Genomic DNA, 22,070 nt, shown 5'->3' on the forward strand with positions numbered 1-22,070 from the left:
TGGTGAAGGTCGCGCGTGTCGAGGCCATCCCGGTGAGCTATCCCGAGCCGAACGACTTCGGCGCCACGCGGTACCTGTGTCTGGTCAGGATCACCTCGACCGACGGCGCCGTCGGTTGGGGGGAGGCGATCACCCAGTTCCCGGAGGCCACCCTGGCCACGAAGGCCATCGTGGAGGGGATGACCGACCTCGTGGTCGGGCGGGATCCCACACAGACCGGCGCGATCTGGCGAGCGCTCAAGGAACACGCGTGGTGGTACGGCCACGGCGGCGGGATCGCGTCGTACGCGATCGCCGGCATCGACATCGCGTTGTGGGACCTGGCCGGCAAGGCGCTCGACCGAAGCGTGCTCGACCTGCTCGGCGGGCCGGTGCACGAGCGGTTGCCCGCCATCGCGTCGTGCCACGCGAGCCGGGAGTCCATCGACGAGATGGCCGACGAGGCCAAGGGCTGGCTGGCCACCGGCCTGCAGGGGGTGAAGGTCGGGTTCGGCAAGCGGGGGAACGCCCGCCTCGGCTACGAGCACGACCGCGACGTCGCCTACGTGCGTGCGTTGCGGTCGACGCTCGGCGCCGACGCCCGGATCATGATCGACATCGGCAACGCGGTCAGGTGGGACGTCGCCACGGCTGTTCGACGCACTCGCGCGTTCGAGGGGTACGCGATCGAGTGGATCGAGGAGCCGCTCGGCGGCTGGGATCCGGAGGGCTACGCGACGCTGCGGGCCAAGACCGAGACGCTCATCGCGTACGGCGAACGCGAATGGACCGTCGAGGGGTTCGAGCGGATCCTGTCCACCGGCACGGTCGACGTGGTCGGCGTCGACCCGGCGAGAGCGGAGGGCCTCACCGGGTTCCGCCGGGTGGCCGAACGGGTCGAGGCGCGGCGCCGGCAGGTCAACGCGCACGCCTGGTCCTCGGCGATCTGCACGGCGGCCAGCGTCGCGGCGAGCTTCAGCACGCCCGCGGCCAAGCTGATCGAGTTCAAGCCGCTGGACAACCCCATGCAACACGAGCTGGTCACCGTGCCGATCCGGCACGACCGAGGCTGGGTGCGCCCACCGACGCGCGCACCCGGTCTCGGCATCGAGGTCCGCGAGGACGTCGTGGCCCGCTACCGCATGGACTCGGCGTCATGAGCGTGGTCGGTCTCGGCGCAGGGCTGGAGGGACAGGGCGTCGTGGTCACGGGTGCGGCCGGCGGCATCGGCACCGCCACGGCGACGACCTTCGCACAGTGCGGTGCGCGGGTCATGGTCGTGGACCTCCAGCAGGAGGCCGTGGACCGCACGGTCGCGAGCCTGCCCGGCGACGGACATGTCGGCGTGGCGGCGGATCTGTGCGATCTGGCCACGCACCAGACGCTGATCGAGCGGGCCGTGACCGACCTCGGCTCGCTGCGCTGTCTCGCGCACCTCGCCGCCGTGTTGCGCCGCCGCGCCGAGGTGACCGACGTGACCGAGGACGACTGGGACCGGCAGCTGGACGTGAACCTCAAGGCCACCTTCTTCCTCTGCCGTGCGGTGGCGGAGGCGATGCGCGAGCACGGCGGCGGCAGCATCGTCACCTTCGCCTCACAGGCCGCGTGGACCGGCGGGTTCGGCGGGTCGACCGTCTACGGCGCCACCAAGGGCGGGGTCGTCAGCCTCACCAGGGGACTCGCCCGCACGTACGGTCCACAGGGGATTCGGGTGAACACGGTGGCACCCGGGCACATCACGACGCCGATGCTCGTCACCGGGCTCGACGACGAGGTCCGGGACCGGCTGGTGACCAACACACCGCTGCGGCGGCTCGGGTCGCCCGAGGAGGTGTCCGGCGCGGTGGTCTTCCTCGCCAGCGACCACGCGTCGTTCATCAGCGGCGCGACGATCGACGTCAGCGGCGGATTCCTCATGCACTAGGAGCCTCAATGACGAAGCTACGGATGCGGCAGGCCGTGGCCACGGCACTGGCCGACGAGATGCGCGACGACCCCACGGTGGTGGTGCTCGGCGAGGACGTCGCCGAGGCCGGTGGGGTGTTCAAGGCGACCGACGGCCTGCTCGCCGAGTTCGGCCCGAAGCGCGTACGGGACACCCCCATCTCCGAGATGGGTTTTCTCGGGGCCGCCGTTGGCGCGGCCGCGACCGGGCTGCGCCCCGTCGTCGAGATCATGTTCGGCGAATTCCTCGGGGTGGCGCTGGACCAGCTGGTCACCGAGGCCGCCAAGTTCCGGTACCTGTCCGCTGGCCACTACCCGGTGCCGATGACCGTGCGGGTGTCGGTCGGTGCGGGCGTCGGGTTCGGCGCGCAGCATTCGCAGTGCCTGGAGACGTGGTGCTACGCCACCCCCGGGCTGAAGCTCGCCGTGGCGTCCGGGCCGCAGACCGCGTACGGGCTGCTCCGGGCCGCGATCCGCGACGACGACCCGGTGGTGGTGCTGGAGCCGCGGCGGCTCTACCCCGAGCGCACCGAGGTGACCACCGGCGAGGCCGGCGTCATCCCGCTGGGGGTCGCCGACGTGCGGCGCACCGGCGAGGACGTGACGCTCCTCGGCCTCGGCGGCACCGTGCCGACGGTCCTGGACGCCGCCGAGGGCGCGGACGGCTGGACGGCCGAGGTGATCGACCTGCGCACGCTCCTGCCTTGGGACGTCGAGGCCGTACTGGACTCGGTACGCCGGACCAGAAGACTCGTGATCGTGGAGGAAGGCCCGTTCACCGGTGGCTGGGGCACCGAGGTCGCGTCCCGGGTGGCGGCCGAGCTGTTCGGTGTGCTGGCCGCGCCGGTGGTGCGCGTCACCGCGCCGGACGTGCCGGTGCCGTACGCGAAACCCCTGGAGGAACGGTACGTGCCGGGCGCGGAGTACGTGCGGGAACAGGTCGGCGAGCTGATCAGCTCCGGCCGGCTGCCGAAACCGTGGTGGGAGGCCCGATGAGCGGAGCTTGCGGAGCGAAACGGCAACAATCAGGACGTCACCGAGCCCGCGGAGGGCGCCGGTGGAGCGGAGCCTGCGGAACGTTCCGGTGCCACGGAGCGGGAGCGGGGGCGTCATGAGCACGAACCTGGAACGCAGGCAGCAGCTGAGCGACCCGGTCGGCCGGCTCGCGCGCATGATCGAGATCCGGGAGTTCGAGGGCCGGGTCAAGGCGCTGTTCCTGGAAGGCACCGTGTCCGGCACGACACACCTGTGCGAGGGTCAGGAGGCGGTCGCTGTCGGGCTCGCCGCCGCTCTGCGGCCGACCGACCCGGTCACGTGCACCTACCGGGGTCATGGCGTGGCCCTGGCGCTCGGCTGCACGCCGACGGCCGTGCTCGGCGAGATCATGGGTCGCTCGGTGGGTCTGCTGGGCGGTGTCGGCGGTTCGATGCACCTGTGCGACCCGGACGTCGGCCTGCTGCCCACGTTCGCCATCGTCGGCGCCGGCATCCCGGTGGCCGCCGGCGCGGCACTGACCGCGCAGGTCCGCGACCGCGACGACGTGGCGGTCGCGGTCTTCGGCGACGGCGCGACGAACATCGGCGCCTTCCACGAGACGCTCAACCTGGCCGCCGTGTGGCGACTGCCGGTGCTGTTCGTGATCGAGAACAACCTCTACGGCGAGTACACCCCGCTCCCCCGCACGACCCCGATTTCCGACCTCGCGGACCGGGCCGCGTCGTACGCCATTCCCGCCGAGATAGTCGACGGCCAGTCACTCGACGAGGTGTCCGCCGCGGTCAGCCGGGCGGTCGCCCGGGCCCGCGACGGCGGCGGCCCGACCCTGCTGGAGATGAAGACCTACCGCTACTCCGGCCATTCGCGAACCGACACCGGACCGTACCGCCCGGACGGTGAGCTGGAGGCCTGGTCGAAACGGGACCCGATCACGCTCTACGCCGAGTCTGCCGGCCTACTCCGCGAGCTCGACGCGATCCGCGCCGACGTCATCGCCCAGCTCGACGCCGCGGTGGCCGAGGTGAAGGCCGCGCCGGCACCGCCGATCGAGGCGATGTTCCGCAACGTGGTCGCCGAGAGCTGACAGGCTCCGCCGGGCCCGAGCGCCCGGCGGCAGAGCCCGCTCCGCCGCACTGGGGGTTGCGTCAACCGAGGCGGACGGGGCGAGGCCCGCTTCGCGGGATTATGGGGGCCCGCGAAGCGGGCCTGCGCTGTCGAGCAGGACTCAGGCGTGCGGGGTGGGCCGGTAGGTGAGCTCCTGGGTGTGGCCGTCGAGGGTTCGGCTCTCGATCAGCTCGAGGTCGAAGTCGGCTCCACCCCGGAAGATCGGGTCCACTCCGGTCTGACCGGTGATCACCGGGAAGAGCGTCACCTGGACGAGGTCGACCAGACCCGCGGCCATCAGCGCCCGGTTCAGCGACAGGCTGCCGTGCGAGCGCAACGGCACCTCGGACTCCTCCTTGAGCCGGGCGACGATTTCGACGGCGTCTCCGCTCACGAGCGTCGCGTCCGGCCAGTCAAGCGGTCCTACCAGGGTGCTCGACACCACCGTCGCCGGCAGGTTCCTCATCCGGGTGACCCATGGGTCAAAGGACTCGGATTCCTCGGTGCTCGAGGCCAGCATCTGCGCGTGCGCGCGATACGTGTTGGCGCCGAAGACCATCCGCTGCTCCGCGCTGTACAAGGCGAGGCGGCGCTCGAGCAGTTCGGGGCCTTGCTTGCCCCAGTAGCCGCCCCAGTCGCCGTTGTTGGCGCCGAAGCCGTCGAGGCTGGTGAAGACGTCGAAGGTGTACGTAGCGGTCATGATGTCCTCCGGGCTTGTGCGGCGAGGTCGGCCAGGTGGTGCAGTGAGTTGATGAGATGGTCAGGGCCGAACGGCGGGAACTGGAGATATTCCCGGATGTGCTGCGGCACGGCCGACCAGTCGTAGCTGAGCGTGACCTCGGTCTCGGACGGACCGAGCGGTGCCAGGTCGTAGCACCAGATCCAGCCGCCGAACTCCAGGTCACCGTGGTCGGTCTCCTGGCCCGTCAGCCAGCCGATGGCGTGCGGCGGGTCGAGCACCACGACCTTGTTGACCACCTGGTAGTCGCCGTTGGGATGGTCGGGGTGATGCATGTCCATCCGGAAGATCTGGCCCGCCTCGGTCAGCGGTGCCTGGTCGGCGGATTCCTGCACCCAGCCGGTGCCGTCGATCGCGGCATGGGTCGTCGGGTCGGCCAGTACGGCGAACACCCGCGCGGCTGGCGCGGCGACGACCAGGGTGGCGCTCACGTTCTCCTGGTCGGTCGTGGGCTTCGCGGGGGCGGTGGTGGCGGACATCGTGGGCCTCCGGTGAGTGGCGACCGGCCCGTTGCCGGTCCTTCACCCTGGCTACGAACACACTCGGCGCCATCCGACACCACCGACGAAGAATTCTCAGAGGCGGTAGACGCGGATGGCGTTGTCGTGGAACACCGCCGCACGCTCACCCTCGGTGAGTTCGGCGGTGGCTTCCAGGTACGCGGCCAGCGTGGGGCCGTAGTCGGCGAACAGGCTGTCCACCGGCCAGTTGCTGCCGAACAGGCAGCGGTCGACGCCGAAGATCTCCAGGCAGCCCTGGATGTACGGGCGGATCGAGTCCACGCTCCACCTGCCGCCGGCCATGTGGTCGCCCATGCCAAGGCCGGAGATCTTGCACACCACGTTGTCCGCACCCGCCAGTGTGGCCATCCCGGCCCGCCAGCTCGCGAAGTACTCGTCGGTGCGGTCCTCGGGTAGGCCGGCGTGGTCCAGCACGATCAGCGTGTTGTCGAACCGGTCGGCCAGCTTCCGCGCCTTGCCCATCCGCTCCCAGGTGCAGTCCAGATCGCAGCTCAGCTCGTGTTTGGCCAGCAACGCGAACCCGCGGTGCCAGGAGTCCTCCACGAGGTAGTCGCCGTACGAGAAGTCGCGGACACCCCGCATGTTGCGGTGGGCGCGGTGCCGTTCCAGCACGCGTTCGACGTCCGGGTCCTTCAGGTCGGCGTGGGCCACGATGCCGTGCGGAAAACCCGTGCGGTCGGCGTACTCCTGCAGCCATTCGGTTTCCCGGACCGGGTCGGGTGAGCCGATGGCCGCCTGGACGTGCACAGCCTTCGTCACGCGGTGCTGGCGAACGTCAGAAAGGTAATCGTCCACTGTGTACTCACGGGTCTGCAGTGGGCTGATGTCGCCGAGCAGCGGGTGTGCGGTGCCGGGCACGAGCCAGTCCCAGGCGAGCCCCTCGGCCGTGTGGTCCCACAGGTGGAAGTGCGCGTCGACGATCTGCAGTTCAGCCATGTCCGCTCCCCGGTCATCGAAACGGTTCCACAACAAGCCACGGTTCACGCGTTGTCAACCCCTTGACCCTACTAGGAAGGCCGCTTAGCGTCTTGCTGCGACAGGAATCGATTCCAACGAAGGAGTCGAATGCGTCCGATCGCTCTCCTCCTCGCTGTCCTGCTGTTGTCCGCGTGCGACTCCGGTGCCGGGGGTTCCGGAGCGGCGGGGGGCGAGCTGCCCGAGGTCTGCCAGGGTCAGGACGGCGCGGGTCGCCGGGTCGGGTTCGCGAACCTCGGCGAGTCGGTGCCGTTCGCGGTGCAGGTGCGCACCGGCATCGAACGCGTCGCGGAACAGTGCAACGTCCAGATCCTGAACGCCGACAACGAGCTCGACCCGCAGCGCGCGCTCGACAACGTGCGAACGTTCGTCACCCAGGGCGTCGACGCGCTCGTCGAGTTCCAGGTCGACGCCGGCATCGCCGAGGCCATCTGCGACCTCGCCGGGGACCGTCCCGTGATCGCGATCGACATCCCGCACAAGCCGTGCGCGACGTTCATGGGCGCGGACAACCGTGGCGCCGGCGAGATGACCGGGGCCGGAGCGGGCGAACTCGCCAAACAGAAGTGGAACTGCGACCTCGACGCCGTGGTGACCTTCGAGGGGTTCGCCTCCGGCGAGCCGAGCATCCAAAGGCTCAACGGGGCGATCGCGGGGCTCGAACAGGTCTGCCCGGACCTCGAGTACGGCGACTTCGACGACTGGGCCGAGACCGTGCCCGGTTCCATCGTGACCAGGGTCGACGCGGACCGCACCGAGCCGGCGTTCACCAAGGGCCGGGACTGGCTGACCGCCCACCCGGCCGCCGACCACGTCGTCGCCCTCTGCCTCAACGAGGACGCCTGCCTCGGCTTCCACTCGGCCGTCGAGCAGGCAGGCCGCGCGGGCCAGGTCATCTTCGCCAGCAACGGCGGCGACCCCAGCGCGCACGACCTGATCCGCACCGACGAGTTCTACGCCGGCGCGACCGGGTTCTTCCCGGAGAACTACGGCGAACTGGTCGTCCCCAACATGATCCGGATGATGAACGGCGAGAAGCCGGCAGCCGACCCGCTGCTCATGGAGCACACCTTCATCACCGCGGCGAACATCGACGACATCTACCCCGCGGAGAAGTAGGCCGTGGCCACGGTGATGTCGAACGAGCACACGGACGAGGCACCCCCTCGGCGGCGGGCGCCGGCGCTGCCGACCCAACTGCTCCTCGGCCTGTTCCTGGTGGCGCTGGTCGTCTACTTCTCCGTCAGCTCCCCGTACTTCCTGTCCGTCGACAACTTCCGCAACATCCTGCTGTCCGTCGCGGTCCTCGGCGTCGTGGCCGTCCCGGCGACGCTGCTCATGGTGTCGGCCAACGTGGACCTGTCCGTTGGGTCGGCGGCGGCGTTCTGCGGCATGCTCTTCGCGGTCGTCGCCGAGGACCACGGGCTCGCGTTGGGCGTCGCCGCCGCGCTGGCCGGTGGGCTGCTGGCCGGCGCGGTCAACGGCGGGCTGGTCGCACTGATCGGCATCAACTCGATCATCACGACGCTCGGCATGCTGTCGGTGCTCCGCGGGGCCACCAAGCTCGTGTCGAACGGCCAGACCGTGGGCATCGACGGCTTCCGAGGGCTCGGCTCCGGCTCACTGGCCGGCGTCCCGACCCCGGTGTGGATCTTCGCGCTGGTCGCCGCCGCGTTCGTCGTGCTGATGCGCTACACCGCGTTCGGTCGCGGGATCTACGCGCTGGGCGCCAACCCGCACGCCGCACGCCTGGTCGGCATCCGCCCGGCACCCAATCTGTTCGCGCTCTTCGTGATCAGCGGCGGACTCGCGGCGCTCGCCGGGCTGATCCTCACCTCCCAACTGCGGGCCGCCACTCCCCTGTCCGCCGAGGGGTTGGAGCTTTCGGTGGTCGCCGCCGTGCTGCTCGGCGGCGCCAGCCTCACGGGCGGCCGGGGCACGGTGGTCGGGACGCTCGTCGGCGTGCTGATCCTCGGCACGCTGAACAACGGACTCACCATCCTGAACGTCACGTCGTTCTGGCAGGAGGTCGCCCGCGGCGGGGTGCTGATCCTCGCGGTGGGCCTCGACCAACTTCGTCGCCTGCGACGGGACTGATCCATGTTCCGTCTGGAAGTTCGCGGTCTGTACAAGAGCTTCGGCAACGTGCCGGTGCTGCACGGCGTCGACGTGGACGCCGTCGGCGGCCGGGTGCTCGCGCTCCTCGGCGAGAACGGCGCGGGCAAGTCCACCACGGTCAAGATCCTCGCCGGGGACCACCGCTGCGACGCCGGCACGATCAGCGTGTCGGGTCGACCGGTGGACATCCGTTCGCCGCGGGATGCCGAGGCGATCGGAATCCGGGCCATCTTCCAGGAGTTCCTCGACGCACCGCAGCTGTCCGTCGCCGAGAACATCTGCCTCGGCAGGCTGCCGCGGCGCGGCTGGCGGGTCGACTGGCGAGCCGTTCGCCGCACCGCGCGGACCGTACTCGACCAGCTCGGTGTCGACCTGCCGCTGGACCGCCCGGTGGAACAACTCGGCGTGGCACAGCGGCAGATCGTCGAGATCGCGCGGGCCCTTGTCGCGGACGCCCGACTGCTGATCCTCGACGAGCCGACCTCCGCACTGGCCGCCGCCGAGGTCGAGAACCTGTTCCGGTTCGTGCGCCGGCTGCGGGACGACGGGGTCGCGATCATCTACATCACCCACCGGCTCGACGAGGTCGCCGAGATCGCGGACGACGTGGTGGTGTTCCGGGACGGCCGCGTCGCCGCCGCCGGCCCGGTCACCGAGTTCGACCAGCACGCCCTGGTCACCGCCATGGTCGGGCAGGACATCGGCGCCTCGATCGACCTGCCCCGGCACCCGCCGGCGCACGCCGCGCTGACCGTCCGGGACGTCCACCTCGCCGGTCATGTCGACGGTGTGAGCCTGACCGCGCACGCGGGTGAGGTGCTGTCGCTGTTCGGCCGGCTGGGCTGCGGCGCGTTGGAGCTGGCCGAGGCGATGTTCGGGCTGCGGCGGTTCGACGCCGGCACGATGACGGTCGCGGACAGCACGGGCCAGCCGGCCGGCCCGTGGGCGGCCATCCGGGCCGGCATCGGGTTCCTCCCGGTCGACCGGAAGACCCAGGGAGTCCTCAATGGACTGTCCGCCGCGGAGAACATCGCGGCGGCCGACTGGTCCCGCAAGGCCAGGTTCGGCATGCTGAGCCCGCGCGCGTCCCGGGCCGCTTTCCAGCGCTGGCAGGAAGAGCTGCGCATCGTGGCGCCGAAGGGCGCCGGTCAGCCAATCGAGACGCTGTCCGGCGGGAACCAGCAGAAGATCATGCTGGGCCGCTGGCTGGAACGCGGCGCCACCGTCCTGCTGCTCGCGGAACCGACCAGAGGGGTGGATGTCGGTGCCAGGGCCGAGATCTACCGCATCCTGTCCGACCTCGCCGGCCGCGGCGTCGCGATCATCGTGGTGTCCTCGGACATCGACGAGGTGCTGCGCGTCTCCGACCGGATCGTCGTGTTCTCCCGCGGTCGCGTCTCCGCCGAGCTGACCCGCGCGGAGGCCGACCGGGCCCGACTGACCAGAGCCGCCGCGATGAAGGAGACAGTGTGAAAATCACGTCTGTTGACACGATTCCCGTCTCCGTTCCACTTGTCCGCACGTTCAAGGGCTCGTACTACTCGATGTCCCATCGCGCGACCCTGATCACCCGGGTGCACACCGACGAGGGGGTGGTCGGCGAGTCGTACAACGGCGACGAGGACACCGCGCAGGCCACGATCCAGCGGATCATCGCCGACCAGCTGGCGCCCCGGCTGATCGGGAAGGACCCTCGCGAGGTCGAGGCGCGCTACGAGGACATGGTGCCGGCCACCTTCGACATCCTGTCCTACCGGCGGTTGCCGATCATGGCCGTGGCGGCGATCGACTCGGCGCTGTGGGACATCGTGGGCAAGGTGGCCGGGCTGCCGCTGGCGACCGTGTGGGGTGGCTACCGGAAGTCGGTGCCGATCATCGCGATCGGTGGGTACTACGGGCAGTCGCTTGCCGACCTCGGCGCCGAGATCGAGCATTACCGCGAGCTTGGCTTCGCCGGCTGCAAGGTCAAGGTCGGTGGCGCGTCACCGGTCGAGGACGCCGAGCGCTTCGCCACCGCGCGCAAGGCAGGCGGTGCGGACTTCGTGCTGATGGCCGACGCCAACCAGGGTTACACGGTCCAGGAGGCGTTGACCTTCTGCCGGCTTGTCGCCGAACACGACCTGCGCTGGTTCGAGGAACCGGTCCGCTGGTACAACGACCGGCTCGGCATGCGTGACGTGCGGTTGAAGGCCGGGGTCGCGGTGTGCGCCGGGCAGAGCGAGATCGGCAGGGCGGGGGCCCGCGACCTGATCGCCGAAGGCGCCATCGACGTGTGCAACTACGACGCCTCGTGGTCCGGCGGGCCTTCCGAGTGGCGCCGGGTCGCAGGCTTGGCCGCCTGCTACGGCGTGCAGATGGGGCACCACGAGGAATCACAGGTCGCGGTGCACCTCATCGCGTCCACTCCGGACGGTACGTACGTCGAGGCGTTCCACCCGGACCGCGACCCGGTCTTCTGGCACATCGACGCGGGTCGCGCACCTCTGCGGGACGGCCACCTGGCCGTGCCCGACCGCCCCGGTCTCGGCATCGAGTTCGACTGGGACTGGGTGAACCGTTACCGGCTCGACCGCGAGAAGGGATGACGCGATGGAACGTGCTTTCTTCACCTTCGAGCTCCGTCCCGGCACGGAGCAGGAATACCAGCGCCGGCACGACGAGATCTGGCCGGAGATGGTCGAGGCGCTCACCGCGTCCGGCTGGTCGAACTACACGCTGTTCCGGCGCGGCACCACGGTCTACGCGTACGCCGAGTGCCATCCGGACCGTGCCACGGCCACCGCCGCGATGGGCGCGACCGATGTCAACAAGCGCTGGCAGGAATGGTTCACCGACATCATCGCGCGGATCACCGACGACGACGGCGAGCTGTTCTGGGCCGACGAGGTCTGGCACCTCGACTAGGGGGATTCGATGAACAAGCCTCGGATCGGCGTCGTCGGCACCGGCTGGTGGGCGACGCAGCACCACATTCCCAGCCTGAAGGCGTACGACGGCGCCGAGGTGGCCGCGCTCGCCGACCCCGACGCGACGGCCCTACAACGGGCGGCGGACACCTACGACGTCGCGAAGACGTTCCTGGACCCGCGGGAGCTGTACACGTCCGGGCTGGTGGACGGCGTGGTGATCGCGATTCCCCATGTGTACCACTACGAACACGTCAAGGCCGCGCTCGACGCCGGGTTGCACGTGCTGATCGAGAAGCCGATGACCCTGCGTGCCGACCACGCCTACGACCTGGTCACGCGTGCCGAGAAGGCCGGCCGCACACTCATGGTCGGCCTGACCTACCAGCACACGCGAGCAGCGCAGCGGCTGCGGAAGGCCGTGCTGGGCGGGGAGATCGGCGAGGTTCTGCTGACGTCCGGGCTGTACGTGTCGATGGTCGAGGAGTACTACCGGGGTCGCCCGGAGCGCTACGAGCCGGTGTTCCAGTTCCCGGTGACCGGCCCGGCCGCGTCCACGTACGCCGACCCGGAGATCTCCGGCGGCGGCCACGGGCAGACCCAGGTCACGCACTCGATGGGCATGGTCCTGTACGTCACCGGCAAGCGGGTCGCGTCGGTCAGCGCGGTGATGAGCAACCTCGGCCTCGCGGTCGACGTGGTCGACGCGATGTCGTTCCAGTTCACCGGGGGTGGCATCGGCACGATGGCGGCCACCGGCTCGATCCGGCCAGGACAGGACAGCCAGCAGGAACTGCGCTACTACGGCACCGAGGGGTACGCGCTGCAGGACCTGCTCGCCGGCACACTGTCCATCCACCGCAACGACGGCACGGTGGAACGTCTCGACCCGCCACTCGCCGAGGACGAGATCTACCCGGCCGAGCGGCCCATCCGCGCCTTCGCCGACCTCATCGCGGATCCGGCGGCGGAGAACCTGTCCCCGGCCGGCCCGGCCGCCGACACGGTCGCCTTCCTGGAGGCCGCGTACACGTCAGCGAGTCGCGACGGCGCGCCGGTCACGGTCGCGAGCCCCACGCTCTAGCGACACGAAGGCTCGCCGGGCCGCGCTGTGGCTGGTGTCCTGAAAGACGCGATGGGGACGTTCAACGACATAAGCGCGTCTTTCGAGACATTGCCCGCAGCGTGAACGCGCGTCCACCGGGCCACACTCCCGTTCGGCGGACGCATTCCGCCACAGCACTGGGTCAGCCGACGCCCAGTAGGCGGTGCGCGGTGTCCGGGTCTCCTCGGAAGTCCGATGTGGACGCTGCGTGCACGACGCGACCCTTCTCCATCACCGCGACCTGTTCGCACACCGAGAAGGCGAGGTGGAGATCCTGCTCGACGAGCAGCACGGTCACCCCGTCCGCGCGTAGGTCCAGGATCACCTCGGCGATCCGGTCGACCACGACGGGTGCCAGGCCGTCGGATGGCTCGTCCAGGATCACCAGCGACGGTCCGGTCAGCAGGGCACGGGCGATCGCGACCATCTGCTGCTCGCCGCCGGAGAGCTGGCTGCCCAGGTGTCGTCTGCGTTCGGCGAGGCGGGGGAACACCTCGTAGACCCGCTCGATCGTCCACTGTGGAGCGTTGGCGCGCCGTGCCGCCAGTTCCAGGTGTTCGCGCACCGTCAGGGAGGCCCACAGGCGCCTGCCCTGCGGCACGAGGCCGACACCGCGGCGAGCGATCTCGTCGGCGCGGCGGCCGGCCACCTCGTGGCCGTCGAGCGTGATCGACCCGGCACGGGGACGCACCAGGCCGGCCACCGTCATCGCCAGTGTGCTCTTGCCGACGCCGTTGCGACCGAGGACCGCCAACGCGCCGCCGCCGCCGAGTGCCAGGTCCACTCCGGTCAGCACCGTGCTGCCACCGTAGCCGGAGACCAGGCCGGAGATCCGAAGGTCCATGGCTCATGCCTCCGCACGCTCGACGAACAGCGGCTCGTCCCGGCCGCTGCCGAGGTAGGCCTCCCGCACGGCCTCGCTGGCGCGTACCTCCTCGGGGGAGCCGGTCAGCAGCACACGGCCCAGGTGCAGCACGGTCACCGTGGTGGCCAGCCGGAACACCAGGTCCAGGTCGTGCTCGACGAACACCACGGTCACGTCGGCGGGCAGCTCCTCGACCAGCTCGGCCAGCCGCGCCGACTCGGCGGGTGACATGCCGGCGGCCGGTTCGTCGAGCAGGAGCAGCCGCGGCTCGCATGCCAGTGCGACCGCCAACTCGAGCTGTTTGCGCTCGCCGTGGGACAGGCTCGCGACGAGCACGTCGCCGCGACCCGCGAGGCCGGTCCGGTCCAACAAGGTCTCCACCCGCCCACGCAACGCCCGCTGTGGCCACAGCCCGATCCGGCCGTGGCGACGCTGCACGGCGAGCAACACGTTGTCCGATGTGGACATCGTGGGGAACAGGCTGGCGTGCTGCATGGTCTGGCTGATGCCGAGCCGCGCGCGGCGGACCACCGAGAGCGTGGTGATGTCCTCGTCACCCAACCGCACCGACCCCGCGCCGGCACGCAGCGCCCCGGTGATCAGGTGCATGAGTGTGGTCTTGCCGGCGCCGTTCGGGCCGATCAGCGCGTGCCGGCTGCCCGGGGCCACCGCCAGGTCGACGTCGTCGACCGCCTTGAGCGCGCCGAACGACCTGCTGAGCCCGGTGCAGGTAAGGGAAACGGTCACGACGCTCTCCGCAGACGTATGCCGGCGACACCTCTCGGCATCAAGTACACCACCAGCACGAACACGACACCCAGCACGAGCGGGCCGTGGCCGTCGAGCGTGGGCCCGAGTGAGTCGCGGACGAGGATCACCAGGCCCGCACCGGCGCAGGCGCCCCACAGGCTGCCGGCACCGCCGATGATCACGGCGAGGAGCGCCAGCGCGGCGGTGGTGAACCCGACGTCGGCCGGTGTGACGAGCCGCTGCTGCACAGCGAACAGGCCGCCCGCGAGTCCGGCCACGGTCCCCGCGATGACGAAGACCGTGTACTTGTACAGCGCGGTCGGGTAACCGATCGCGCGCATCCTCGGTTCGTTGTCGTGGATGCCCCGCAGCGCGGTCCCGTACGGCGACCGGACCACCAGCCACAGCACCGCGAAACCGACCGCGAACACTGCCAGCACGAACCAGTACAGGTACGCGGGATGCACGACCGGCTCGCCGCCGATCGTGGTCGCCGGGATCCCGTACAGGCCGTTGGACCCGCCGGTCATCGACTCCCATACCTCGGCGACCTGGAGCACGATCTCACCGATGGCGAGGGTGAGCACCAGGAAGAACACGCCCCGAGCCCGGACCGCGACCCACCCGGTGGCGGCGGCCACCACACCACCGGTCGCCGCGGCGATCAGCAGCGAGAGCGGCGCCGTGGTCGAGACGTTCTTGGCGAACCAGCCCGCCGCGTAGGCGCCAGCGCCGAAGTAGGCGGCGTGGCCCAGCGACGGCAGTCCGGTGACACCCACGAGCAACGCGAGGCTCGCGGCCAGCAGCCCGAACACCAACATCCTGGCGAGCGTGGTCGTCGCGTACGGGGCGAGGAACACCGGCGCGGCCGCGAGGGCGAGCCACGCCACCACCGGCATTCCGGTCCGCACCACCCGGGTCATCGCGCGGCTCCCGCGAACAGGCCCTGCGGTCTGAGCACCAGCACCACGGCCAGCGCGCCGAACAGCAGGAACGACGCCGCGTCGGCGAGCACGGCCCGGCCGAGCGACTCGATCTGCCCGATCACGAGCGCGCCGACGAGCGCACCGCGCACGGAACCGAGCCCGCCGATGACCACGACGACCAGCGCGAGGATCAGCACGGTGGAGTCGAGTCCCGGTCTGGCGCCGTAGATCGGGCCGCCGAGCACACCGGCGACGGCCGCCAGCGCCGAGCCCGCCGCGAACACGGCGAGCTTGACCTTGCGGTTGTCGATGCCGATGGCGGACACCATGTCCCGGTCGGCCACCGTGGCGCGGATGACCGTGCCGATCATCGTCCGGCTCATCAGCGCCCACAGCACCACGGCGAACACCGCGCCGACGACGATCAGCACGAGCCGGTAGGTCGGATAGGCGCTGCCGAGAAGCGTCACGGTGCCGTCGAGCCCCGGTGGCGCGTCGACGGCCTGCACGTCGTTGCCGAACGCGATCGACAGCAGCTCGGCGACGATCAGCGCCACGCCGAGCGTGAGGAGTGCCTGGTCCAGGTGGGAGCGGCGGCGCAACGGCTCGGTCAGCAGCGACATGCCGGCGCCCACCAGGAGCCCGATGCCCAGTGCCACCGCCAGTGCGAGCAGGAACGTGGCCCAGGTGGGGTCCGTGCCGCCCACGACCCAGCCGGTGTAGGCGCCGACCAGGAAGGTGGCGCCGTGCGCCAGGTTCAGCACGTCCATCATCCCGAACACCAGTGACAACCCGATGGCCAGGATGAACAGCAGGCAGCCGATCGCGACCCCGTTGAGCACGCTGACCAGGTTGGCGTCGAACCAGGCACCCATGCGCGGCTCAGCTGTCCTGTCCGACGGGTTCGGTCTCGGCGATCACGGCGTTGACGAAGCCCTCGCCGGCCTGCTTGACCTCGCGGACGTAGAACTTCTGCTTCGGTGTCTGCCCTTCGAAGCTCCACTCGCCGCGCGGGCTGTCGTCGATCGACCCGACACCGTCGAGCGCCTTCGACAGCGCGTCACCGTCGGTGGCCTTCGCCGACTTCAGCGCACGGTCCAGAACGCCTGCCGCGTCCCACGTCTGTACCGAGTAGACGGTCGGCACGGCGTCGTACTTCTTCTTGTACGCCGCGACGAAGTCCTTGTTGTGCTCGTTGTCCAGCTCGCTTGTGTAGTGCAGCGACGTCTGCACACCCAGCGCCGCGGCGCCCTGCGCGGTCAGCACGCCGCCCTCGGTGAGGAATCCCGAACCGTACAAGGGGATCGTGTCGGCAAGCCCGAACTGCCGGTACTGCTTGACGAACGCGACCGCCTCCGCGCCGGCGAAGAAGCAGAACGTGGCCTTGGCCCCGGACGACTGGATCTGCGACAGGAACGGTTGGTAGTCCTGGGTCTTGCCGAAGGGCGGTTTCGCGGAGCCGGCGATCGCGCCGCCGGCCGCCTCGTACGCGGTCTGGAACCCCGCGGTCGCCTCCGCGCCGGCGGCGTAGTCGGGCGCGAGCACGAAGACGCCGTCCTTTGTGCCCTGTTCGGCCAGGTAGCGGCCCATCACCCCGGAGACCTGCCCGTTGGTGAAGGAGGTGCGCCAGATGTAGGGCGACGCGGCCTTCCCGGTGATGTCCTCGGCGCCGGCGTTCGCGACCAGCAGGAGCTTCTTCGACTCGGTCACGAGGTCTCGCACTCCGAGCGCGGTGGCCGAACTGACCACACCGACCAGCACGTCGCAGTTGTCGGACTGGAGCAGGCGTTGCACGGCGGCGACACCGGTCTGCGGGGTCTCGCCCTCGTCGCCGACGACCGTCGTCGCGGTGAACCCGCCGATCTTGCCGTCGTGCTGTTCCAGCCAGAGGTCCCAGCCACGCTGGAGGTCGAGCCCGACCGGCGCGTAGACCCCGGCCTGCGGGACCACCAGGCCGATCTTGACCGCGCCGCCCTGCTCACCTCCCGAGGAGGATTCGCCGCCGCCGCCGAGACTGCTGCCACACGCGGACAACGCGGCCGCGGCACCCGTGGCACCGAACATGCCGAGAAGTCGCCGGCGGGTGATCACCAAGCCACTCATGACACCTCACTTCGGGCATCAACGTTCTACATCGAACGTCCGATGCGGCAGCAGTATGTAGATAAAGCCAGGTGACGTCAACCACACATCGGGCGAACCTTACGCCCAAATCCAGATCTCGGCGGCCAGTTCCGGCCACCGCTGCGCCGCTTCCGGCAAACGCCTGAGCGGCACGAGCTGATCTTGTACGTTCTCCGCCGTGTACAGCCTGACGACGAACCAGCACGAACGGTTGCGGAACCTGGTCCGGCGCAGCCCGGTCTTCATCGGCATGCGGGTGGTGGTCCATGACGACTGGATGGAGGTCGTCTCACCGGAGGAGCTCGAGTTCGGTCTCGGCCCGGTGTTCGACGCCGTGGCCGGCGCCCCCACCGACCAGTGGCCGAAGCTGGTCGACGACTGCCTCGGCCAGATCCTCGACGCGCTGACGGGCAAGAACGCGGATCTCGACGGACCGACCGAGCAACTGCTCGACCGCATGTACGTGAAGCTACGGCCGCTCGACGGTGACGCGCGGAAGATGTGGCCCTACGCGCTGGAGGTGGCACCGGACCTGCTCATGGTGCTCGCCCTCGACTATCCCAACTACATCGCGCTCCTGAACGGTGACCGGGTGCGCCAGCACGGGTTCGACCGGCTCCTCGAGGCCGGCATGAACAACATGTACGGCCAGGTGCCGAACGAGTGCGCCACCCACGCCGGCATCTTCATCATCGAGGGCTCGGACTACCTCGCGTCGACCGTGATGGTCCTGCCCTGGGTCGTCGAGGCCGTCACCGGCGACCCCGACGTGTCACACGGCGTGCTGGTCGCGGTGCCCAACGACAACATGCTGATCTTCCACGCGCTGAAGGACGGCGCCGCGGCCGGGTACGCGGTTGGCGAGATCGCCCGGGTCGCCACCGAGTGCTATGAGGACAGTCAGCGCCCGCTCAGCAGGCACGTGTACTGGTGGTCGCCGGACACCGGCTACCTGGAGCCCGTCGCCCACCACGTCGGCGGCGACAGCGGGGTCATCGGCCAGGACATCGCCACCCACTACTCGCCCGGGTACGCCGGGGCACTGGACAGACTGGATGGTTAGGCACGCTTCGGGCGGCGGGGAATGCTCTCCGCCGCCGCCTTGAGGCGGGCGGACTCTTTCCTGGCCTCGACCTGTGTGGTGCGTTCCCGCTGCAGCCAGTCGGGGTTGTCCGCCTTGAGCGCCTCGATCTGCTCGGTCGTCAGCGGGTCGGTGACACCGCCACGCACGAGCCCGCTGATCGAGACCCGCAGCTTCGCCGCGACGACCGAGCGGGGATGCGGACCGTTGCGGCGCAGCTCACGCAGCCACTCTGGCGGGTCGGCCTGGAGGGCGTTCAGCTCGTCGCGCGAGACGACACCCTCCCGGAACTCCGTGGGCGTTGCCTCGAGGTACACGCCCAGTTTCTTCGCCGCGGTCGCGGGCTTCATCGTCTGGAGCGTCCTACGCGTCATTGCCGAAGGGTAGCGGGCGGCGCTGGAGACGCTGTTCAGACCCGGTAGCCTGCCGGTCGTGACGGGCGCTTCTTCATCGTTCCGGCTCGCGTACGTCCCCGGGGTGACGCCGGCCAAGTGGGTGCGGATCTGGCAGGAACGGGTGCCCGACGTGCCGCTGGTCCTCGACCAGGTCCCCAACGCCGACGCCGCCGGACTGGTACGTGACGCCCTGGCCGACGCGGCCCTCCTGCGCCTGCCGATCGACCGGACGGGCCTGCACGCGATCCCGCTCTACACCGAGACGACCGTGATCGTGGTGGGCAAGGACCATCCACTGTCCACGGCGGACGAGGTCTCGGTCGAGGACGTGGCCGATGCCGTCGTGCTCCACCCCATCGACGACACACTGGACTGGGCGCGCCCACCCGGCCGCGAGGCGATCGACCGCCCCGCCACCACCAAGGACGCCGTCGAGTTGGTCGCGGCCGGCGTCGGGCTGCTCGTCGTCCCGCAGTCTCTCGCGCGGCTGCACCACCGCAGGGACCTCACGTACCGGCCGGTCACCTTCGCCCCGGAGTCACGTGTCGCGCTGACGTGGCTGGAGGAGGAGACCACCGACCTGATGGAGCAGTTCATCGGCATCGTCCGGGGCCGCACCGTCAACAGCACGCGGGGACGCCCCCAGCCGCAGGCGGAGAGGAAGGCCGCGACCCGCAAGCCCTCTCCCCGCCGCCAACCCGCGCCGTCCCGGGGCCGCAGGCGATCCCGCTAACAGCCGGTCGAATCGCCGAAGGTGCTGCACACGTCCTGGTTGTACGGAGCCGCCAACCACTGGTCGACCGACAACCCGCGAGAGGTGTTGTGCGCGACGAACGTCCACGGTCCGTAGTACCGGTTGTCATACCACCGGTTCTGCTGCTGGAAGGTGATCGCGTCCGAGACCGTCCAGGCCTTGTACGGCGACCAGGTGGGGAACGTCCCGTAGTTCGACAGCACCGCCATCCGCCCGCACAGCGACCGGCATCCCTGCGTCTCCGAGTCGAACTCGAAGGTGTTCTCGCGGACGTGCACCCGTTGCGTCTTCCAGCGGCAGTCGCCGTACAGCGGCGCCGACGTGATGCCCGGGTCGGCGCAGTTGGAGACCAGCGGCACGAACGGGGTGCACGACAGCCCGGACGTGTTGGCCGGGCTGTTGCAGAACCGGTCCGCGTTCTCCCACAACGTCACGCCCGACCAGTTGTCCGAGAACATGTTGCCCCGGATGTCGATCATGTCGGTGCGGGCGGGTAGCCGCGGTTCCCCACCGGACTCGCTGATGTACACCGCGGCGACCGGGAAGTTGTCGCCACGCTCGGCGCGCCACCGGCCCTTCACGAGATTGTTGCGCCGGAAGGAGTTCCCGCTCAGGATGAGGTTGTACGAGAGCTCGTAGAACACGCCCTCGGCCTCGTTGTCCTCGATCAGGTTCTCCTCGATGATGAAGTCGTTGTTGTTGGTGTCGGCCCAGATTCCCGCGCCGTGGTTGTGGTGCACCCAGTTGCCGCGGACGTCGGCGCCGTTCACGGCCCAGAACTTCACACCGCCGGTGCAGCCGCAGCCGGGTATCTGGACCTCCCAGTCGTCGGTGTTGTTGCCGACGATCTCGTTGTCCTCGATGACCAGGTCCGACAGCCCGCCGGGACGGTAGGCGTTGATCCCGTACTGCCCGTTGTTCCGCAGGCAGTTTCCACGCACCTGCTGACCGTTCCCGGCCATCATCGCGGCGCCGTCGTTGTCCTCGATGACGTTTTCCTCGATCACCCAGCGCGGCGCGGAGTCGTGGTTGACCACGCCCTGGTCCACCGACGGGACGAACCTACGGATGGTCAGGCCACGGATCACCACGTCGGCGGCCTGCTGCGTGAAAGCGGCCCGGTTGATCCCCTGCCCGTCGAGCACCGCGCCGGGCGCGCCGAGATAGACGTTGCCGTCCTTCGGGATGACCTGCCCGAACTGGTCCGATGCCAGGGTGTGCGTGCCGGGGCTCAGCCAGAACGTCGTGCCTGCCGGGCTTGTCCTGGTCCTGGCCGACAGATCGCTGCCGGGCGCGACGATCTGGGCGCCGTCTGGCGGCGTCGGCACACCGACCACGGTGCCGCACGCGCCGGGACTTCGTTCGTCCTCCGCCGACACCACCGCCGGACTGGCACCGGGTAACAACGCCAGGGAAATTACCAGTGACAATGCACGCGCACCAGCCATACCGTCCTCCGGAACAGTGATTCCCCTGTGTCGTTCGTGCCAACGAGGGAGTCGCTCCGAGCAACAATATCGTTGCAGTAGTGGCGTATTTTCGTAAATTTTCGGCGATTTGGTTTTTTATTGATCAGAGATCGGCGAGCACGGACTTCGGCGACTCGATCGCGTCGGCGACGAAACGCAGGAAGCCCGCGGCCGTGCCGCCGTCGCAGACGCGATGATCGAACACGAGCGAGAGTTGGGTGATGTGCCGGGGGAGAATCTCGCCGTCGACGATCCATGGGCGTTCCATAATGCGACCCATGCCCAGGATGGCGACTTCCGGATGGTTGATGATGGCCGCACTGCCGTCCACCCCGAATGACCCGTAGTTGTTGAGTGTGAACGACCCTCCATTCAGGACGGCGGCGGAACCGTCGCGGGCGGCGGCCGTGACGCGGCGGATCTCGGCGCCGAGCCGGCGTGCGGTCTGCCGGTGCGCGTCACGCACGACCGGCACGACGAGGCCGCGGTCGGTCTGGGTCGCGATGCCGAGGTTGACGCCGTCGAAGACCCGGATCTCGTCCTTGTCCACTGTGGAGTTCAGGACCGGGTGCCGAAGCAACCCGGCGACCACGAACCGGGCCACCAGCGCCAGCAGGCCGGGACCGTCGGAAAGCTCGGCGCGGAGCCGGACGAGTTCGGTGGCGTCGACGTCGACCCAGGTCGTCGCCTCGGGGATCTCGGCTCTGCTGCGGGACAGTGTGGCGGCGATCGCGGCACGCACGCCACGCAGTGGGATGCGTTCGGCGACACCGAGACCGGTCCGCGCGTCCGAGGTCGAGGAGGTCATCGCCCGCTGGACGTCGGCCCGGGTGATCAGGCCGTCCGGGCCGGTGCCCGGGACCGTGTCGAGGGCGATCCCGTTGTCCTTGGCCAGTTTCCGCACCACGGGCGAGGACACGGCCGCCCTCGTGTGGGACGCGGCGACAACGGGCGCTTTCGCACGGCGCCTGCGGGTGGTCGACGCACCGCCGGTGCCGTAGCCGATGAGGACGTTGCCGGAGCCGGCGCGTTCCTCCTCGACATAGGCGGCTGTGGCCTCGGTGGTGATCGAGATGAGCGGTGCGCCGACGGTGATCGTGGCGCCCTCGTCGCCGTGGAGCGCGGCGACGAGACCCGCGTAGGGCGACGGGACCTCGACCATGGCCTTCGCGGTCTCGACCTCGGCCACCGGCGCGTCGACGGCCACACGGTCACCCGGCCCGACCAGCCAGCGGACCAGCTGGGCCTCGGTGAGTCCCTCACCAAGATCGGGCAGGGTAAAGGTTTCCACGCTCATGCCGCCCCCTCGCCCGCTCCGT

Annotated in this window: 23 protein-coding genes; 12 read left to right on the top strand and 11 right to left on the bottom strand. The window is 69.8% G+C overall.

Going from position 1 to position 22,070, the window contains the following annotated elements:
- Positions 1-2: 2 nt before the first annotated feature.
- The 4 genes from VF106_RS19570 to VF106_RS19585 all read left to right on the top strand — a co-directional run bounded on the left by VF106_RS19570 (position 3) and on the right by VF106_RS19585 (position 4,003).
- Positions 3-1,139 (top strand): mandelate racemase/muconate lactonizing enzyme family protein, encoded by a 1,137-nt coding sequence (locus VF106_RS19570; RefSeq protein WP_330841196.1) that lies wholly within the window; start codon positions 3-5, stop codon positions 1,137-1,139.
- Entirely contained in the window at positions 1,136-1,903 is a 768-nt protein-coding gene (locus VF106_RS19575) for an SDR family NAD(P)-dependent oxidoreductase (RefSeq protein WP_330841197.1), read from the top strand. The genes VF106_RS19570 and VF106_RS19575 overlap by 4 nt, the downstream gene beginning before the upstream one ends.
- An 8-nt stretch (positions 1,904-1,911) precedes the next feature.
- The gene (locus VF106_RS19580) at positions 1,912-2,919 is read left to right on the top strand and encodes an alpha-ketoacid dehydrogenase subunit beta (protein WP_330841198.1); all 1,008 of its coding nucleotides are present in this window, start codon (positions 1,912-1,914) and stop codon (positions 2,917-2,919) included.
- A 115-nt stretch (positions 2,920-3,034) separates the two neighbouring features.
- Positions 3,035-4,003, top strand: coding sequence for a thiamine pyrophosphate-dependent dehydrogenase E1 component subunit alpha (locus tag VF106_RS19585; RefSeq protein ID WP_330841199.1), 969 nt, complete (start codon positions 3,035-3,037; stop codon positions 4,001-4,003).
- A 141-nt stretch (positions 4,004-4,144) separates the two neighbouring features.
- Here the strand turns inward: VF106_RS19585 and VF106_RS19590 are convergent, their stop codons facing one another.
- The 3 genes from VF106_RS19590 to VF106_RS19600 form a co-directional block, all read right to left on the bottom strand.
- Entirely contained in the window at positions 4,145-4,723 is a 579-nt protein-coding gene (locus VF106_RS19590; protein ID WP_330841200.1) for a dihydrofolate reductase family protein, read from the bottom strand.
- Complete coding sequence (locus VF106_RS19595; protein ID WP_330841201.1) at positions 4,720-5,241, bottom strand: SRPBCC family protein; 522 nt, start codon at positions 5,239-5,241, stop codon at positions 4,720-4,722. Before VF106_RS19595 ends, VF106_RS19590 begins: the two co-directional genes overlap by 4 nt.
- 96 nt (positions 5,242-5,337) lie before the next feature.
- Positions 5,338-6,219, bottom strand: coding sequence for an amidohydrolase family protein (locus VF106_RS19600; protein WP_330841202.1), 882 nt, complete (start codon positions 6,217-6,219; stop codon positions 5,338-5,340).
- Positions 6,220-6,348: 129 nt separating this feature from the next.
- On the opposite strand from VF106_RS19600, the gene VF106_RS19605 reads away from it, so the two are divergent.
- Genes VF106_RS19605 through VF106_RS19630 form a run of 6 tightly spaced genes read left to right on the top strand, consistent with a single transcriptional unit; the run spans position 6,349 to position 12,366 of the window.
- On the top strand, positions 6,349-7,377 hold the full coding sequence (locus tag VF106_RS19605) for a sugar ABC transporter substrate-binding protein (protein WP_330841203.1): 1,029 nt from the start codon (positions 6,349-6,351) through the stop codon (positions 7,375-7,377).
- Between the two features lie 3 nt (positions 7,378-7,380).
- Positions 7,381-8,355 (top strand): ABC transporter permease, encoded by a 975-nt coding sequence (locus VF106_RS19610; RefSeq protein ID WP_330841204.1) that lies wholly within the window; start codon positions 7,381-7,383, stop codon positions 8,353-8,355.
- Positions 8,356-8,358: 3 nt separating this feature from the next.
- A complete protein-coding gene (locus VF106_RS19615; protein WP_330841205.1) occupies positions 8,359-9,849 on the top strand; it encodes a sugar ABC transporter ATP-binding protein in 1,491 nt (496 codons plus the stop codon).
- A complete protein-coding gene (locus VF106_RS19620; RefSeq protein ID WP_330841206.1) occupies positions 9,846-10,961 on the top strand; it encodes a mandelate racemase/muconate lactonizing enzyme family protein in 1,116 nt (371 codons plus the stop codon). Before VF106_RS19615 ends, VF106_RS19620 begins: the two co-directional genes overlap by 4 nt.
- Positions 10,962-10,965: 4 nt before the next feature.
- Positions 10,966-11,280 (top strand): L-rhamnose mutarotase, encoded by a 315-nt coding sequence (locus VF106_RS19625; RefSeq protein ID WP_330841207.1) that lies wholly within the window; start codon positions 10,966-10,968, stop codon positions 11,278-11,280.
- 9 nt (positions 11,281-11,289) lie between these two features.
- Positions 11,290-12,366, top strand: a complete 1,077-nt coding sequence (locus VF106_RS19630) for a Gfo/Idh/MocA family protein (RefSeq protein ID WP_330841208.1) — start codon at positions 11,290-11,292, stop codon at positions 12,364-12,366.
- 163 nt (positions 12,367-12,529) lie between these two features.
- Here the strand turns inward: VF106_RS19630 and VF106_RS19635 are convergent, their stop codons facing one another.
- Genes VF106_RS19635 through VF106_RS19655 form a run of 5 tightly spaced genes read right to left on the bottom strand, consistent with a single transcriptional unit; the run spans position 12,530 to position 17,031 of the window.
- Positions 12,530-13,231, bottom strand: coding sequence for an ABC transporter ATP-binding protein (locus VF106_RS19635; protein WP_330841209.1), 702 nt, complete (start codon positions 13,229-13,231; stop codon positions 12,530-12,532).
- Positions 13,232-13,234: 3 nt separating this feature from the next.
- Positions 13,235-13,999 carry an ABC transporter ATP-binding protein gene (locus VF106_RS19640; RefSeq protein ID WP_330841210.1) on the bottom strand — a complete coding sequence of 255 codons (765 nt, stop codon included), beginning with the start codon at positions 13,997-13,999 and terminating at the stop codon, positions 13,235-13,237.
- Positions 13,996-14,925, bottom strand: a complete 930-nt coding sequence (locus VF106_RS19645) for a branched-chain amino acid ABC transporter permease (protein ID WP_330841211.1) — start codon at positions 14,923-14,925, stop codon at positions 13,996-13,998. Before VF106_RS19645 ends, VF106_RS19640 begins: the two co-directional genes overlap by 4 nt.
- Entirely contained in the window at positions 14,922-15,803 is an 882-nt protein-coding gene (locus tag VF106_RS19650; protein ID WP_330841212.1) for a branched-chain amino acid ABC transporter permease, read from the bottom strand. The genes VF106_RS19645 and VF106_RS19650 overlap by 4 nt, the downstream gene beginning before the upstream one ends.
- 7 nt (positions 15,804-15,810) lie before the next feature.
- Positions 15,811-17,031, bottom strand: coding sequence for an ABC transporter substrate-binding protein (locus tag VF106_RS19655; protein WP_330841213.1), 1,221 nt, complete (start codon positions 17,029-17,031; stop codon positions 15,811-15,813).
- Positions 17,032-17,230: 199 nt separating this feature from the next.
- On the opposite strand from VF106_RS19655, the gene VF106_RS19660 reads away from it, so the two are divergent.
- Positions 17,231-18,115: a DUF1444 domain-containing protein gene (locus VF106_RS19660; RefSeq protein WP_330841214.1), complete on the top strand. Its 885-nt coding sequence runs from the start codon at positions 17,231-17,233 to the stop codon at positions 18,113-18,115.
- Here VF106_RS19660 and VF106_RS19665 read toward each other — a convergent pair.
- Positions 18,112-18,483: a DUF5997 family protein gene (locus VF106_RS19665; protein ID WP_524535858.1), complete on the bottom strand. Its 372-nt coding sequence runs from the start codon at positions 18,481-18,483 to the stop codon at positions 18,112-18,114. The two genes, VF106_RS19660 and VF106_RS19665, sit on opposite strands and share 4 nt — an antisense overlap.
- Positions 18,484-18,565: 82 nt before the next feature.
- On the opposite strand from VF106_RS19665, the gene VF106_RS19670 reads away from it, so the two are divergent.
- Positions 18,566-19,261: a LysR substrate-binding domain-containing protein gene (locus tag VF106_RS19670; protein ID WP_330841216.1), complete on the top strand. Its 696-nt coding sequence runs from the start codon at positions 18,566-18,568 to the stop codon at positions 19,259-19,261.
- Here the strand turns inward: VF106_RS19670 and VF106_RS19675 are convergent.
- The gene (locus VF106_RS19675) at positions 19,258-20,730 is read right to left on the bottom strand and encodes a right-handed parallel beta-helix repeat-containing protein (RefSeq protein ID WP_330841217.1); all 1,473 of its coding nucleotides are present in this window, start codon (positions 20,728-20,730) and stop codon (positions 19,258-19,260) included. The two genes, VF106_RS19670 and VF106_RS19675, sit on opposite strands and share 4 nt — an antisense overlap.
- Positions 20,731-20,854: 124 nt before the next feature.
- Positions 20,855-22,048 (bottom strand): dihydrolipoamide acetyltransferase family protein, encoded by a 1,194-nt coding sequence (locus VF106_RS19680; protein WP_330841218.1) that lies wholly within the window; start codon positions 22,046-22,048, stop codon positions 20,855-20,857.
- Positions 22,049-22,070 lie beyond the last annotated feature (22 nt).

This window comes from Actinophytocola sp. (assembly GCF_036378875.1).
In the GTDB taxonomy this organism is placed as follows: Bacteria; Actinomycetota; Actinomycetes; order Mycobacteriales; family Pseudonocardiaceae; genus Actinophytocola.

Excerpts from the sequence above, each read along its gene's own strand:
- VF106_RS19575 (WP_330841197.1), top strand. The coding sequence starts at position 1,136 with ATGAGCGTGGTCGGTCTCGGCGCAGGGCTGGAGGGACAGGGCGTCGTG.
- VF106_RS19680 (WP_330841218.1), bottom strand. The coding sequence starts at position 22,048 with ATGAGCGTGGAAACCTTTACCCTGCCCGATCTTGGTGAGGGACTCACC.
- VF106_RS19625 (WP_330841207.1), top strand. The coding sequence starts at position 10,966 with ATGGAACGTGCTTTCTTCACCTTCGAGCTCCGTCCCGGCACGGAGCAG.
- VF106_RS19665 (WP_524535858.1), bottom strand. The coding sequence starts at position 18,483 with ATGAAGCCCGCGACCGCGGCGAAGAAACTGGGCGTGTACCTCGAGGCA.
- VF106_RS19630 (WP_330841208.1), top strand. The coding sequence starts at position 11,290 with ATGAACAAGCCTCGGATCGGCGTCGTCGGCACCGGCTGGTGGGCGACG.
- VF106_RS19605 (WP_330841203.1), top strand. The coding sequence starts at position 6,349 with ATGCGTCCGATCGCTCTCCTCCTCGCTGTCCTGCTGTTGTCCGCGTGC.
- VF106_RS19635 (WP_330841209.1), bottom strand. The coding sequence starts at position 13,231 with ATGGACCTTCGGATCTCCGGCCTGGTCTCCGGCTACGGTGGCAGCACG.
- VF106_RS19590 (WP_330841200.1), bottom strand. The coding sequence starts at position 4,723 with ATGACCGCTACGTACACCTTCGACGTCTTCACCAGCCTCGACGGCTTC.
- VF106_RS19595 (WP_330841201.1), bottom strand. The coding sequence starts at position 5,241 with ATGTCCGCCACCACCGCCCCCGCGAAGCCCACGACCGACCAGGAGAAC.
- VF106_RS19585 (WP_330841199.1), top strand. The coding sequence starts at position 3,035 with ATGAGCACGAACCTGGAACGCAGGCAGCAGCTGAGCGACCCGGTCGGC.
- VF106_RS19655 (WP_330841213.1), bottom strand. The coding sequence starts at position 17,031 with ATGAGTGGCTTGGTGATCACCCGCCGGCGACTTCTCGGCATGTTCGGT.
- VF106_RS19650 (WP_330841212.1), bottom strand. The coding sequence starts at position 15,803 with ATGGGTGCCTGGTTCGACGCCAACCTGGTCAGCGTGCTCAACGGGGTC.
- VF106_RS19600 (WP_330841202.1), bottom strand. The coding sequence starts at position 6,219 with ATGGCTGAACTGCAGATCGTCGACGCGCACTTCCACCTGTGGGACCAC.
- VF106_RS19580 (WP_330841198.1), top strand. The coding sequence starts at position 1,912 with ATGACGAAGCTACGGATGCGGCAGGCCGTGGCCACGGCACTGGCCGAC.
- VF106_RS19615 (WP_330841205.1), top strand. The coding sequence starts at position 8,359 with ATGTTCCGTCTGGAAGTTCGCGGTCTGTACAAGAGCTTCGGCAACGTG.
- VF106_RS19645 (WP_330841211.1), bottom strand. The coding sequence starts at position 14,925 with ATGACCCGGGTGGTGCGGACCGGAATGCCGGTGGTGGCGTGGCTCGCC.
- VF106_RS19675 (WP_330841217.1), bottom strand. The coding sequence starts at position 20,730 with ATGGCTGGTGCGCGTGCATTGTCACTGGTAATTTCCCTGGCGTTGTTA.